At 52.3% G+C, this 14,159-nt stretch carries 14 protein-coding genes; 5 read left to right on the top strand and 9 right to left on the bottom strand.

What is annotated here, in order from left to right:
• Window positions 1-65: 65 nt before the first annotated feature.
• The 4 genes from bamA to gloA all read left to right on the top strand — a co-directional run bounded on the left by bamA (window position 66) and on the right by gloA (window position 3,977).
• Window positions 66-2,339 carry an outer membrane protein assembly factor BamA gene (gene bamA, locus ACORNT_RS12840; protein WP_321391474.1) on the top strand — a complete coding sequence of 758 codons (2,274 nt, stop codon included), beginning with the start codon at window positions 66-68 and terminating at the stop codon, window positions 2,337-2,339.
• Window positions 2,339-2,914, top strand: coding sequence for an OmpH family outer membrane protein (locus ACORNT_RS12835; RefSeq protein WP_321391471.1), 576 nt, complete (start codon window positions 2,339-2,341; stop codon window positions 2,912-2,914). The genes bamA and ACORNT_RS12835 overlap by 1 nt, the downstream gene beginning before the upstream one ends.
• A gap of 189 nt (window positions 2,915-3,103) precedes the next feature.
• Window positions 3,104-3,568 (top strand): 3-hydroxyacyl-ACP dehydratase FabZ, encoded by a 465-nt coding sequence (fabZ, locus tag ACORNT_RS12830; protein ID WP_321391467.1) that lies wholly within the window; start codon window positions 3,104-3,106, stop codon window positions 3,566-3,568.
• 16 nt (window positions 3,569-3,584) lie between these two features.
• A complete protein-coding gene (gloA, locus tag ACORNT_RS12825; protein ID WP_321391464.1) occupies window positions 3,585-3,977 on the top strand; it encodes a lactoylglutathione lyase in 393 nt (130 codons plus the stop codon).
• Between the two features lie 55 nt (window positions 3,978-4,032).
• Here the strand turns inward: gloA and gltA are convergent, their stop codons facing one another.
• The 3 genes from gltA to ACORNT_RS12810 form a co-directional block, all read right to left on the bottom strand.
• Window positions 4,033-5,349 carry a citrate synthase gene (gltA, locus tag ACORNT_RS12820; protein WP_321391461.1) on the bottom strand — a complete coding sequence of 439 codons (1,317 nt, stop codon included), beginning with the start codon at window positions 5,347-5,349 and terminating at the stop codon, window positions 4,033-4,035.
• Between the two features lie 178 nt (window positions 5,350-5,527).
• Window positions 5,528-6,946 carry a glutamate--tRNA ligase gene (gene gltX / locus ACORNT_RS12815; protein WP_321391458.1) on the bottom strand — a complete coding sequence of 473 codons (1,419 nt, stop codon included), beginning with the start codon at window positions 6,944-6,946 and terminating at the stop codon, window positions 5,528-5,530.
• Window positions 6,947-7,120: 174 nt separating this feature from the next.
• Window positions 7,121-7,258, bottom strand: a complete 138-nt coding sequence (locus ACORNT_RS12810; RefSeq protein ID WP_321398101.1) for a hypothetical protein — start codon at window positions 7,256-7,258, stop codon at window positions 7,121-7,123.
• Between ACORNT_RS12810 and ACORNT_RS12805 the strand changes: the two genes are divergently transcribed.
• The gene (locus tag ACORNT_RS12805) at window positions 7,202-9,250 is read left to right on the top strand and encodes a ComEC/Rec2 family competence protein (RefSeq protein WP_321398082.1); all 2,049 of its coding nucleotides are present in this window, start codon (window positions 7,202-7,204) and stop codon (window positions 9,248-9,250) included. The genes ACORNT_RS12810 and ACORNT_RS12805 overlap by 57 nt on opposite strands.
• A gap of 12 nt (window positions 9,251-9,262) precedes the next feature.
• Here the strand turns inward: ACORNT_RS12805 and lexA are convergent, their stop codons facing one another.
• The 6 genes from lexA to ACORNT_RS12775 all read right to left on the bottom strand — a co-directional run bounded on the left by lexA (window position 9,263) and on the right by ACORNT_RS12775 (window position 14,127).
• Complete coding sequence (gene lexA, locus ACORNT_RS12800) at window positions 9,263-9,925, bottom strand: transcriptional repressor LexA (RefSeq protein ID WP_321391455.1); 663 nt, start codon at window positions 9,923-9,925, stop codon at window positions 9,263-9,265.
• Between the two features lie 77 nt (window positions 9,926-10,002).
• Entirely contained in the window at window positions 10,003-11,211 is a 1,209-nt protein-coding gene (glp, locus tag ACORNT_RS12795) for a gephyrin-like molybdotransferase Glp (RefSeq protein ID WP_321391452.1), read from the bottom strand.
• A gap of 1 nt (window position 11,212) precedes the next feature.
• The gene (gene moaC, locus ACORNT_RS12790) at window positions 11,213-11,695 is read right to left on the bottom strand and encodes a cyclic pyranopterin monophosphate synthase MoaC (RefSeq protein WP_321391450.1); all 483 of its coding nucleotides are present in this window, start codon (window positions 11,693-11,695) and stop codon (window positions 11,213-11,215) included.
• On the bottom strand, window positions 11,692-12,507 hold the full coding sequence (trpC, locus tag ACORNT_RS12785) for an indole-3-glycerol phosphate synthase TrpC (protein ID WP_321391444.1): 816 nt from the start codon (window positions 12,505-12,507) through the stop codon (window positions 11,692-11,694). The genes moaC and trpC overlap by 4 nt, the downstream gene beginning before the upstream one ends.
• Before the next feature lies 1 nt (window position 12,508).
• On the bottom strand, window positions 12,509-13,525 hold the full coding sequence (gene trpD, locus ACORNT_RS12780; RefSeq protein WP_321391442.1) for an anthranilate phosphoribosyltransferase: 1,017 nt from the start codon (window positions 13,523-13,525) through the stop codon (window positions 12,509-12,511).
• The gene (locus tag ACORNT_RS12775) at window positions 13,522-14,127 is read right to left on the bottom strand and encodes an aminodeoxychorismate/anthranilate synthase component II (RefSeq protein ID WP_321391439.1); all 606 of its coding nucleotides are present in this window, start codon (window positions 14,125-14,127) and stop codon (window positions 13,522-13,524) included. Before ACORNT_RS12775 ends, trpD begins: the two co-directional genes overlap by 4 nt.
• Window positions 14,128-14,159 lie beyond the last annotated feature (32 nt).

The raw sequence follows: 14,159 nt of genomic DNA, 5'->3' as shown, positions 1-14,159 counted from the left end.
ATGTACTGGTGTTAAATCGCTTATTTAAAGTTTCAACTTTATTTTATTTATTCTGCGTTGTTCCCATGCTGGCGAGCTCCGTCTCCCATGCCCAGGAGGGTGTATATGGTAATCAACTGGCAATTTCGGAGATCATCGTAACCGGCAACCAGCGCATTGAGGCCGAGACAATCAAGTCCTACATGATTGTCAACGAAGGGGATGATTATTCCGAAGAGAAGGTGGACGCGTCCCTCAAGCGCCTGTTTAACACCGGGTTGTTTTCCGATGTAAAGATCGGCCGCTCCGGCGACAAGCTTGTAGTGAATATTGTGGAAAACCCGATCCTTAACCGGATTGTGTTTGAAGGGAATAAATCCAAAAAAGACGATAAGCTCTATGAAGAGATCACCCTGCGTCCGCGAATCGTGTTTTCCCGTGCAAAGGTGCGGGCTGATGTTCAGCGTCTTCTTGAAGTCTATCGCCGTGCCGGGCGGTTTGCCGCGACAATTGAACCAAAAGTTATTCAGCTGGACCAGAACCGTGTGAACCTGGTTTTCGAGATCAGCGAAGGCCCGAAGAGTAAAATTGGCAAGATCAATTTTATGGGCAACAAGAAATTCAACAATGATGCCCTGCGTAATGTCATGGCGACCAAGGAAAGCCGCTGGTGGAAAATTCTGACGTCTGAAGATACCTACGATCCGGACCGTCTTGCCTATGACAAGCAGCTGCTCAGGGATTATTACCGCTCACAGGGATATGCGGATTTCCGCATTACCTCTGCCGTTGCCGAACTTGCCCATGACAAGGAACATTTTTTCATCAATGTCACTGTCGAGGAAGGTGAAATTTACAACTTCGGCGAGATCGATGTGGAAAGTAAAATTCCCGACATCAAGGCTGAGGACTTGAAGCCACTTGTTGTCACCAAGAGCGGGTCCATTTATGATTCTACCCAGATCGACCGTACTGTTGAGTTCCTGACCGATATTGCCGGCCTCAAGGGCTATGCTTTTGTGGATGTTCGGCCGAGGATTCGCCGAAACCGGGAAGAACGCACCGTTGACATTACCTATGTTGTTAACAAGGCGCCGCGTGTCTATGTGGAACGGATCAACATCAATGGTAACGTGCGCACCCACGACAAGGTTATCCGTCGTGAAATGAGAATTGTCGAGGGCGATGCCTATAACTCCTCGAAAGTGAAACGTTCCGAAGTGCGGATCAAGAGCCTTGGGTATTTTGCCGAGGCGACCATCGAGCAGCTTGAAGGCTCCGCCGAGGACCAGACAGTTCTGGATGTGACGGTTGAAGAACAGGCAACCGGCGAGCTTTCTGTCGGTGCCGGCTTCTCAAGCAGCGAGAGTTTCCTGTTTGACTTCAGTATCGGTGAACGCAACTTTATGGGCAAGGGCCAGAACCTGCGCCTGGGTGCCAGGATTTCATCCTACCGTAAGGAAGTGGATGTCAGCTTCACAGAACCCTATTTTCTGGACAAGGCAGTTGTTGCCGGAGTTGACCTGTTCCTGCGCGATACTGATTTTGTGGAAAGTGACTTCCGCCAGACGACTTATGGCACCAGCCTGAGAACAGCTTTCCCCGTCACAGAATATATTGTGATGAGCGGACGCTATACAATCCGTGTGGATGACGTTGAAACCACCTTTGTCTCAAGCAGTCCCTTTCTGGACAATAACGTCGGTAAGTTCACGACATCCTCTGTTGGATATGGCGTATCCTATGATTCACTGAATAACAGGCAGCATCCCAGTCGCGGGCAGCGGCTTGTCTTCAACCAGGATTTCGCCGGTTTGGGTGGCAATGTGTCCTACCTGAGATCGCGCCTGTCCTATGATTATTATTATCCGCTTTTTGGAAAGTGGATATTTAATCTTTCCGCCGAAGCAGGTAATGTGTTCGGGATCAGTGAGGATGTAAGGTTGTCCGACCGCTTTTTCCTGGGTAATCCCAAGGTCAGGGGTTTCGAGCAGGGCGGTATTGGTCCACGTGACAACCTCACTCTGGATGCCCTTGGCGGCAACCTCTATTATACCAGTTCGCTGGAACTGTTTGTGCCTCTGGGGGCAGGGGCCCGCGAAATGGGTATCGAAGCCAGTGCATTTGTGGATATGGGTGCCCTTTGGGACATTGACGAAGTACCCACACTTGTAAACGATCGGACCGGCAATGTTCATTCAATTGTGGCAGATTCTGTATCGCCAAGGTTGTCTGTCGGTGTTGGTTTCTCCTGGATGTCGCCCTTTGGACCCTTCAGGATTGACTTTGCCAAGGCATTGCTTAAAGATGATTACGACAAAACGGAATTTTTCCAATTTAACATCGGAACAAGGTTTTAATGAGACATTTTACAAAATTTGCCATGATGGCCGCCATTGTGCTGGGCATCAACTCACTCTCTTCAGTTGAAGAGGCAACCGCCCAAGCGCTTCCCAAGGTATCAATCGCTGTTATTGATGGCCGCAGAATTACCATGGACTCCGCCGCCGGCAAGGATATCCGCCGCCAGCTTGATGTGATCCGTCAGAAATTCCAGGCTGAAATTGTGGCTAAAGAGACCGAACTGAAAAAAGAGGAAGAAAGTCTCTCCAACCAGCGTTCACTGGTTCCCAAGGAAGTCTATGAACAGAAGGTTGTAGAGTTCCGCGGCAAAGTTGCTGATATGCAGCGTGATGCCCAGGAAAAGAACCGTCAGCTTGAGGTAGCTCTTGTAAATGCGCAGAACAAACTGCAGAGCGCATTGACACCGATTTATCAGAAAATCATCAAGGAACGCGGCGCCAATATGATTATCGACAAGAGTCTGGTAGTCGAACATGCTGCGGCCCTGAATGTAACTGACGAAGTGATTGAACAGCTTGACCAGGTGCTGCCGGCCGTCAAGGTGGAACTAATGACACCCGGCTCAAATTAACCGGGCCTGATTTTATTGATGCCCCGCTGAAAGGTGGGGCATTTTTATTTGGACGTAAGTATTTCCGTTTCCTGTGCGAAGAAAGTCCGTACAGGTTATGCGTTAAGATGTCATACTTGCCTTTGACATTTAAAAGCTTTAAGACATCGGCAACAGATCGATGGTTCAGGAAAAAGGACTGGATAGTTAATGAGCGAGGAAAACAAGGATATTCCTGCAGAAATAGATGTTCTGCGCATTATGGAGCTTATTCCCCATAGATACCCTATGCTGTTGATTGATCGCCTCAGGGATATCGTGCCGGGCGAAACCGGTGTCGGGGTCAAAAACGTGACGATTAATGAGCCGTTTTTCCAGGGGCATTTCCCCGAACAACCTGTGATGCCGGGCGTGCTGATTGTTGAGGCGATGGCCCAGACTGCCGCCGCAATGGTAATGCTTACTCTTGGTGAGGAAGCCGAAGGCAAGATCGTTTATTTTATGTCTATTGATGGTGCCAAGTTTCGTCGCCCGGTCGTGCCCGGGGATCAACTGGAACTGCATGTCAAGAAAGAACAAAATCGTCGCAACGTTTGGAAATTCACAGGACAGGGTAAGGTTGACGGGAAACTTGTTGCTGAGGCAACCTTTACAGCCATGATCGTGGACGACTAGAAAAGGAAGCTTCCTCATGACCGAGTTTCGTATGCTGCATACAATGATCCGGGTTCAGGATCTTGACAAGTCAATCGACTTTTATTGCCGTCATCTCGGGATGAAACTGCTTCACAGGACTGATTTCCCGGAAGGTAAATTCACGCTGGCTTTTGTCGGATATGGCGATGAAGAAAATAATACCGTGCTTGAGCTAACCCATAACTGGGATCGGGAAGAACTTTATGATCTCGGTGACGGTTTTGGCCATCTGGCGCTTGGCGTGAAAGATATTTATGGTGTCTGCGCGGCTCTTGAAAAGCAGGGTGTTGAAATTCCCCGAAAGCCCGGCCCGATGAAACATGGAAAAACCGAAATCGCTTTCATCAGGGATCCGGACGGATATATGATCGAATTGATCCAGAAATAAATTGATATAAAAAAAGCCCGGCTTTCCCGGGCTTTTTCTTTGACGTGTAACCGGATTATCTGTCGTCTACGGGCACGAAGGACCGTTTCGGGTCGCCGGTGAACAACTGACGAGGGCGTCCGATTTTCTGGGTCGGGTCTTCTATCATTTCGCCCCACTGTGCAATCCAGCCAACGGTACGGGCAAGGGCAAACAGAACAGTGAACATTTCTGTCGGGAACCCCATGGCTTTCAGAATAATGCCGGAATAGAAATCCACATTGGGATAGAGTTTCTTTTCTACAAAATATTCGTCTTCCAGGGCAATCCGCTCCAGCTCACGAGCGACATCCAGCAGAGGATCGTCGTTGATACCCAGTTCACTGAGCACCTGGTGAGCTGTTTCCTGCATGACCTTGGCGCGCGGATCATAGTTCTTGTAAACCCGGTGACCGAAGCCCATCAGGCGGAAGGAATCATTCTTGTCCTTGGCGCGTCTGATGAATTCCGGAATATTGTCTACGTGACCGATTTCATTGAGCATGTTCAGGCAGGCTTCGTTGGCGCCGCCGTGAGCCGGACCCCAGAGGGAGGCGATGCCTGCTGCAATACAGGCAAAAGGATTGGCGCCGGATGAACCGGCCAGACGAACTGTTGACGTAGAGGCATTCTGTTCGTGATCGGCATGAAGGGTAAAGATCTTGTCCATGGCTTTGGCAAGGATGGGGTTAACTTCATAGGGCTCACAGTTCGGTACACCGAAGGTCATATAGAGGAAGTTCTCGGCATAGCTGAGATCATTGCGCGGGTAAACGAAAGGCTGTCCCACGGAATATTTATAGGACATGGCCGCAATTGTCGGCATTTTCGCAATCAGGCGATAAGACGCAATCTTGCGTTGTTTGGGATCGCTGATGTCGGTGCTGTCATGATAGAAGGCTGACATGGCGCCAACCACACCGACCATAATTGCCATCGGATGCGCGTCGCGACGGAAGCCGGTGAAGAACTTGTTCATCTGCTCATGCAACATGGTGTGATAGGTAATGTCATGAACGAATTTGTCTTTTTCCTGCCGGTTGGGGAGTTCCCCGTTCAGCAGAAGATAGGCAACTTCCATAAAATCGGCATTATCGGCCAGTTCGTCGATGGGATAGCCGCGATAGAGCAGGACACCCTCGTCACCGTCAATATAGGTGATGCTGGATTCACAGCTGGCTGTCGAGGTAAAGCCCGGATCATAAGTGAACATGCCGGTGTCCCGGTACAGGGTGCGGATGTCCAGAACCTTTGGACCTACTGAGCCCTCGAATATCGGCAGTTCAGTGGTTTTGTCTCCGATCGTCAGTGTTGCAGTTTCCCCTGAAACCTTTTTTTCAAATTTATTTGACATATAACCACTTCCTTTCCTTCATGATATATACTTGGGAACCGCCCGGCCTCAGCCGACATTTCCTCTCTCAATCATTAGCCATTAACTATGAACAGTATGTTACATACAATTATATATAAATAATGACTAATTTCTTATTAATGACCGCCAATATTCAACGATAAATACTGCTTTGCGATCAGCCTGCCTGATCCCTTATCCTGGCCAGACTTTCTTCCTTTCCAAGCCACAACAGAACGTCATAAATTCCGGGTGACATGTTGCTGCCGGTCAGGGCAGCACGGAGGGGCTGAGCGATCTTGCCCAGTTTCAGTTCCTGCACTTCGGCAAATGATTTAACTTCTTCTTCAAGATCGTCCATTTGCCAGTCATCGACATTTTCCAGCTGGGCGACGAGGCTGCCGAGCATTTGCCTGGCATCATCACTCAAAAGTTTTTCAGCTTTTTCATTGATACTCAGAGGGCGTGTCACGAACAGGAACAGTGTGCTTTCAGCAAGTTCATTCAGGTTTTTGGCCCGCGGCTTGAGTTCATCCATGGCGGACACAAGAAGCGCCATGTCGCTGTCAGTCAGCGCCCGGCCGATTTCAGCCTCGATTCTTTCCCTGATCAGGCCGGCAAGCGTTTCGTTGCTTTCCACTTCACGCATGTAATAACCGTTCAGATTTTCCAGTTTGGCAAAATCAAATCGGGCAGGGGACTTGCCGATGCCTTCCAGGCCAAACCATTCGATGGCCTGCTGTTCGGAAATAATCTCCTCATCTCCGTGCGCCCATCCGAGCCTTAACAGATAGTTTTTGAGGGCGCTGGTCAGATAACCCATGTCGCGATAGGCATCAACGCCCAGGGCGCCATGGCGTTTGGACAGTTTGGCGCCGTCACTGCCATGAATAAGTGGTATATGGGCATATTCGGGCAGTTCCCAGCCGATCGCCTTGATCAACTGTGCCTGGCGGAAGGCATTGGTCAGATGGTCGTCACCGCGGATCACGTGGGTCACACCCATATCACAGTCATCGACCACAACTGACAGCATATAGGTAGGGGACCCGTCCGCCCGGAGCAGGATCATGTCATCCAGTTGTTCGTTGGCAACCGTTACCTTGCCCTGGACATGGTCATTGATGACCTGTTCGCCTTCCTGCGGTGCCTTGAACCGCACGACAGGGTTTACACCTTCAGGAGCATCTGAGGCGGGCCTGTCGCGCCAGCGGCCATCATACTTTAGGGGGCGTCCTTCGGCGCGGGCCTTGTCCCTCATTTCCTGGAGCTCTTCCTGGGAGCAATAGCAATGGTATGCCTTGCCTTCAGCAAGAAGCTTCTCGGCAATCTCGACGTGACGATCCCGGCGGGCATACTGGTAAACCACTTCGCCGTCATGATGCAGGCCAAGCCAGTTCATGCCGTCAAAAATCGCTTCCACAGCTTCTTCGGTGGATCTTTTACGGTCTGTATCTTCGATGCGCAGTAAAAAGTCGCCGCCATGATGTCGGGCAAACAACCAGTTAAATAGCGCTGTTCTGGCACCGCCGATATGGAGGAAGCCGGTCGGTGATGGTGCGAAACGCGTCACAACTTTTTTGTTCTGAGTTACCATATAACCCCGATTGAGAAAGTGAATAATTAAATGGTATGTGAAGATGCTAATGGCTAGCAGAAATGCTATAATGATCTTCACAGCCAACAGGTTGGCCAGTTTCTAGCACATTTCCGAAAAAAAAAGAAATACTGTTGTGTAAAAAAAGCAATATTTTTCCGCATTGCACACTTTTTAGACAGTAGTTTGGGGGCGGATATCAAGCTGTTGCATGACATAGAAGAAGTTGCTGATCAGGAGAAGAATCGCTTTTTCCTGTGGATACCTGTTTTTATTGCGACAGGGATTGGCTTTTACTTTCATCTTGATCATGAGCCTTCCCTCATTCCGGCTGCCGCAGCCTTGTTGCCGCTCCTGCTTGTTGGATATATTTCACGGCGGATACATCATCTTTTGCCGGTACTCTTCTGGATGTTTTTCTGGCTCCATGCTGGTTTTTTTGCTGCAGGTGCGCGCAGTTTCTATCTGGATACGCCAATGATCACGGATGAAAGCCGGCCGCTTCCCCTGTCCGGCAAGGTCGAGCATGTGCAAAATCCGCAAAAATCGCTGCTCAGGCTGGTGTTGTCAGGGATAATTCTGCCCGACAGTCTGTTATCGGCTCCCGGCGAAACAATAAATGTCCGCGTGACCATACGTAAGTTCGACCAGGTACCAGACATAGGTGACCGTGTGACTGTTCCGGCTGTTCTGATGCCTCCGCCGGCAGCGAGCCTGCCCGGCGGATATGATTATGCCCGGCAACTGTGGTTTCAGGGAATTGGCGCTGTTGGATATGCCGTCGGGGCGCTCAAGATCGGCCAGGCGGACAGGAAGTGGTTTGTGGGCATCGAGCAGTATCGCATGTCAATCGCCCGGCGCATTCAATCGGAATATCCCGGCGACCGGGGCGGACTGGCGGCTGCTCTGATCACCGGTGTCCGGGACGGTATCTCGGAAAAAACAACGGAAAATATGCGCGATGCCGGCCTTGCTCATCTTCTGGCGATTTCCGGACTTCATATGGGCCTTTTTACCGGGGCCATATTTTTTATCATCCGGCTTGTCCTTGCTTGTTTTCCCGGACTGGCGCTCAGGTACCCGATCAAGAAATGGGCTGCGGTCCTCGCCGTTATTGGTGGCGGCATCTATTTGTTGCTCAGTGGCGGCAGTATTCCGACACTACGGGCCTTTATCATGGTCTCTATCGTTTTTCTCGGGGTTATATTCGATCGCAAGGCCATTTCGCTCAGACTTGTGGCGCTGGCGGCTATCCTGCTTCTGCTGACCACACCTGAAGTGCTTCTGTCCATCAGTTTTCAGATGTCATTTGCTGCAGTCACCGGACTTGTCTTCTTCTATGAACAATATGGCGCCGGGATTACCCGCTGGAGCAACCGTGGCAACAGTTTTGCCAGGAAAACCTTCAGCTATCTTCTGGCAATTATTCTGACCACGGTGATTGCGGAACTGACCATCGGTCCGATTGCCCTGTTTCATTTCAACCGCATTGTCCATTTCGGTCTTCTGGCCAATCTGGTTGCCATGCCGGTCATGGCGCTCTGGGTGATGCCGTGGATTGTATTTTACCTGTTGCTGCTTCCCTTTCATCTGGAAAGCCTGGCGCTTGATCCGATGGTGTTGGGACTTGATATGATTATTTCCAGTGCCGATTATGTGGCAGGTTTGCCTTGGTCCATCAGTCTGCTTCCTGCCATGGGGACAACCTCCCTGATAACCATGATTGCCGGTGTGTTATGGTTTATCCTCTGGCGCAGCCGCATCCGCCTGGTTGGGCCGGTTATTCTGCTATGCGGTGTTTTGATTGCGGCACTACACAGGAACCCGGATATTCTTGTGGACAACAACGGCAGCCTGATTGCCATTCGTTCAGCCGAGGGGGAACTCAGGCTTTCCGGCCTGAGGGGCAGCCGGATCGTGCGTGAACAATGGGCGCAATATTACGGACAGGAACGGGCGGAAAAATGGCTGCCTGTTGAGGAGGGCACCCAGGACATTTTACCTATCGGCTGTGATTCCATGAGCTGCCTATATCACCCGGAGCGTGGGGGATACAGCTGGCAGATTGCCTTCGTGTCGGATGAACGGGCGTTATCGGAAGACTGCCGGGCAGCTGACGTGATAGTGAGCCTGGTTCCGGTAAAGACGGAATGTTCCGGTCCGCGGCTCATTCTGGATCGCTGGGATTTCTATGAAAAGGGCGGGCATTTTATCTGGCTGCCGGGAAACCACACGGAAGAAATAAGGGTGGAAAATATCAGGGATCTCAGGGGCAGGCGTCCATGGACAAATTCAGGCCCCTGAAAGAACGATTTCTCAATATTGCCTGAGAAGGCCCACAAGGCGGCCCTGAATACGCACACGATCAGCCGGATAGATCTGGGTCTGATAGTCCCGGTTGGCCGGTTCCAGCTCGATATCCGGTCCCTTTTTACGCAATGTTTTGAGGGTCGCTTCCTGCTCGTCGACAAGGGCCACGACAATGGCGCCGTTATCAGCGGTATCGCAGCGGCGGATAACAACGGTGTCACCGTCCAGAATGCCGGCTTCGACCATGGAATCACCGTCAATTTCCAGTGCATAATGGCTGCCGCCGCCAATCATGCTGGCCGGAATGCTGATATTTTCATATTGTTCCAGGGCCTCGATCGGCGTACCTGCGGCAATCCGGCCATGCAGGGGGATATCGACAGTGTTGGGGTTGTCCTCTGTAACTGCGGCGCCAAAGTCCGGCCGGAAAATATTTTCTTCCCGCGGGCCATCCTGGTCGGGCAGGCGCAGAACTTCCAGGGCTCTGGCCCGATGGGGCAGCCGACGGATAAAACCGCGCTCCTCAAGAGCGCTGATCAGCCGGTGAATGCCGGATTTGGATTTGAGGTCAAGCGCATCCTTCATTTCATCAAAGGACGGCGAGACGCCGTTTTCATGAATGCGCTCATTGATGAACATCAAAAGATCGCGTTGCTTTTTGGTCAGCATTGCTGCCTCCTTACAAAGGTGTATTTCACTTTTGTTCTTTTATGTTCTATTTTTATTCTTTTGTCAAGGCGGCGTGTTCAGGAGGGCATGACAAGGATCGGGACCATATCGCCAAGATCAATTTCAGGGGCATTGGGGTGCCGAATAACCAGACAGTTGGCGCCGGACAGTGTACTCAGTTTTGCACTGTCCTGACTTGAGGCCGTTTCAACGGTCAGAAGGCCCTGGTTGTCAAACTCTGCCCTGGCCCGCATATAATGCTGACGGTCACCATTGGCAGGCAGATGGTTTTTAAGTCTTGCCACCTGCTGGTCGGCGCCGACCATCCGCCGTCCCATCAGGATATGCAGGGCAGGGAGCAGAAACACCATGGCACAGACGTAGGCCGACGCCGGGTTGCCGGGCAGGCCAAGCATGGGGATATTGCGGAACTGGCCGAAAATCAGCGGTTTTCCCGGACGCATGGCGATTTTCCAGAAATCCACTTTGAGGCCTTCTTCGCCAAGAACCTTCTGGACCAGGTCATGATCGCCGACAGACGCCCCGCCGATGGTGACCAACAGATCCACATCCTGCACCTTGTTGGCCATGACCCGTAGTGATTCTTCATTATCCCGGGCAATGCCCAGGTCAATTACTTCGCCGCCCTGTTCTTCAATCAGTTTCCCGATCAGAAGACTGTTGCTGCTGACAATCTGGTTCGGACCGACTTTTTCCCCCACCCTGACCAGTTCGTCGCCAGTGGCCAGAAGGGCAACACGGGGTTTTCGTGTCACAGACACTTCCGCAGCATTGGCCGCCGCCAAAAGACCCAGGTGACGGGAACCCAGGCGCAGGCCTTTTTCGACAAGGACGTCTCCCGCAGAAAAATCATTGCCCATTTTACGGATATTCCTGCCCTGCGAGGCAGTTTCCACTATTCGAATCCGGTTTTCGGGGAGCTTTTCCACATTCTCCTGAATAACCACTGTATCGGCGCCCCGGGGCAGAGGTCCGCCGGTAAAAATCCGAACAGCTTCGCCGGCACCCACGACTTCATCAAAGGCACCGCCGGCCGGGGCTTCACCAATCAGGTTGAGCTCAACCGGACAATCTTCGATATCTTCGGCCAGAACCGCATATCCATCCATGGCCGAGGCATCAAAAGGCGGCTGGGTCAGTTTGGCAGAGAGATCCTCCGCTGTCGTTCTCCCCAGTGCGGAGTGCAGAGAAACCTGTTCACTTTCGACAGGCGCCAGAGCGCTGCAGATTCGATCGAGGGCATCCTGTACAGGGAGGAGAGACATACTAATCCTGGTCCGCTTCAAAGGTTCCCGACTTGCCGCCGGATTTATAGGTCAGGCGAATGTCGCCAATGCGCATATGCTTGTCCACCGCCTTGCACATGTCATATATAGTCAGGGCGGTGACTGAAACGGCGGTCAGGGCTTCCATTTCCACCCCGGTACGTCCGAAAAGACTGGCGGAAGCGGTAATTTCCACACAGCCGCGCGCATGGTCTGCCTCAAGGTCAACATCCACATCATGCAGGGGCAGGGGATGACACAGCGGAATCAGGTCCGCAGTTCTTTTGGCCGACATAATACCGGCCAGCCGCGCGACGGAAAACACGTCGCCTTTGGCAACGCCGCGATCTTCGATCAGCTTCAGGGTTTCCGGGGCCATAAAAATGGCGCCCTTGGCAATGGCCAGCCGGTTGGTTTCCGGTTTGGCGGAGACATCCACCATGCGTGCCTTGCCGCTACTGTCTATATGGCTCAGTTTACTCATTGGCTGTTCCGATCCGGGGCTATTCCCATCAGGATTTTCGTCGCTCTTGTCACATCATTCTGCCGCATCAGGGATTCGCCAATCAGGAAGGTACTGACCCCGGCCTTGTCCCGCAGCATGACCAGATCGTCATGGCTGAAGATGCCGCTTTCACTGACCAGAAGCCGGTCCGCTTCCACCAGGTCTGCAAGACGGATCGTGGTGTCCAGGCTTGTCTCAAATGTTTTCAGGTTGCGGTTGTTGATACCGAGCAACGGGCTTTTCAGCTTGTGCGCCCTTTCAAGTTCCACTTCATCATGGACCTCGATCAGAACATCCAGTCCCATCTCAAAGGCGGTCTGTTCCAGTTCGGCGGCCAGAGTGTCGTCCAGCATCGCCATAATCAACAGGATACAGTCGCCGCCGATGGCCCGGGCCTCGACAATCTGATAGGGATCAATCATAAAGTCCTTGCGCAGGACGGGCAGGGAAACTGCGGCGCGCGCCTCGATCAGATAATCATCGGCGCCCTGGAAATACGGAATATCGGTTAGGACAGACAGGCAACTTGCACCGCCAGCCTCATAGGCACGGGCGAGGGATGGCGGATCAAAGTCCGCCCGGATCAGGCCCTTGCTTGGGCTTGCCTTTTTGACCTCACAAATCAGACCGAAACGGCCTTCATCCTGTGCCGTTTTCAGCGCGTTGTAAAACCCCCGCGGGGCAGAGACTTCGCGGGCCAGGGTTGCCAGATCGGCGATTGTGCGCCGCTGCTTGCACTGATCAACATGCTTTCTTTTATCGGCGGCTATTTTATCTAATATTGTCGTCATATCAGCTGTTGGACATCCTGATCCATTGTTGAAGTTTTTCATAGGCGGAACCATCGTCCAGGACGGAAGCCGCTAGCTCGGCGCCTTCTTTGAGATCAGTGGCCCTGTCGGCCACGACAAGGGCAGCGGCACTGTTAAGGAGCACAATGTCTCGATAGGCGTTTTTTGTACCCTTCAGGATTTCCTGAAGGGCTGCGGCGTTATAGGCAGCATCTCCGCCTTTAATTTCTTTTATATCAGAAGTTCTTATACCAATATCTTCAGGTGATACTTCAAATTCGGATACGAGGCCGTCCTTATATTCCGCCACATGGGAGGGGCCGCAGATGGTCAGTTCATCCAGACCGTCCGAGCCATGTACCACCCAGACATGTTCGGAGCCGAGTTGAGCAAGAACCTCCGCCATGGGGCGTACCCATTTTTTGTCAAAAACCCCGATCACCTGCCGTTTCGTGCCGGCCGGGTTGGCCAGCGGGCCCAGCAGGTTGAATATGGTACGGGTGCCGAGCGAGGCGCGCGCCGGACCCACATGGCGCATGGCGCTGTGGTGACGGGTAGCCATCAGAAAACCGATTCCCAGTTCCCGGATGCATTTTTCCACGATGTCATGTTCGGCCTCGATATTGACACCCAGGGTTTCCAGAACGTCGGCGGACCCCGATTTTGACGACATGGCCCGATTGCCGTGTTTGGCAACAGGCACACCGCAGGCGGAGATCACAATGGCTGCCGCTGTGGAGATGTTATAAGTGCTGGCGCCGTCACCGCCGGTGCCGCAGGTATCCACGGCACCTTCGGGGGCCTGGATTGTACTGGCCTTGGCCCGCATAACCTCGGCGGCGCCGGTGATTTCGTCGACGGTTTCGCCGCGCACGCGCAGGCCCATCAGGAAAGCACCGATCTGGGGACCGGTGGCATCACCGCTCATTATATATTCGAAACTGTCGCGGGATTCTCCCCGGCTCAAGCTCTGACCGCGGGCGATTTTGTCGATAATCTTTTTGAATTCAAAACTCATGCGGCCTGTTCCCTGTTAAAGGCTCGGGCCAGATCGATAAAATTCTGCAGAATGTCATGTCCGTGCTGGCTCTCGATGCTTTCCGGGTGGAACTGTACACCGTGAACCGGATGAGTTTTATGGCTCAGGCCCATAATCAGGCCGTCTTCGGTTTCGGCGGTAATTTCAAGACAGTCAGGCAGACTCCCCTTTTCCACGATCAGGCTGTGATAGCGGGTGGCCCGGAACGGACTTTCAAAACCTTTGAAGACGCTTTTTCCATGATGGTAGATGTCGCTGACTTTGCCGTGCATCAGGTAGGGGGCGCGAATTACCTTGCCGCCGTAGACCTGGCCGATGGACTGATGGCCCAGGCAAACCCCGAAAATGGGCAGGGTGCCGGCGGCTTTCTCGAGAAGCTCCAGACAGATTCCTGCTTCGTTGGGGGTGCAGGGTCCGGGGGAGAGAATAACTCCTCCCAGGCCGCTATTTTTGCGCAATTCAAGCACCTCGTCGGCGGTCATGGCATCATTGCGAACAACCTCTAAATCCACGCCCAGTTCGCCCAGGTAATGGTAAAGATTATAGGTAAAGCTATCGTAGTTATCGATAAGTAGAAACATTTACTGCCCAGTTATTTCTGCTATTATTCGCT

It is taken from the genome of Emcibacter sp. (genome assembly GCF_963675455.1).
In the GTDB taxonomy this organism is placed as follows: domain Bacteria; phylum Pseudomonadota; class Alphaproteobacteria; order Sphingomonadales; family Emcibacteraceae; genus Emcibacter.
Note: the sequence above shows the minus strand (reverse complement) of the source record. Positions and strands in the feature narration are given on the sequence as shown.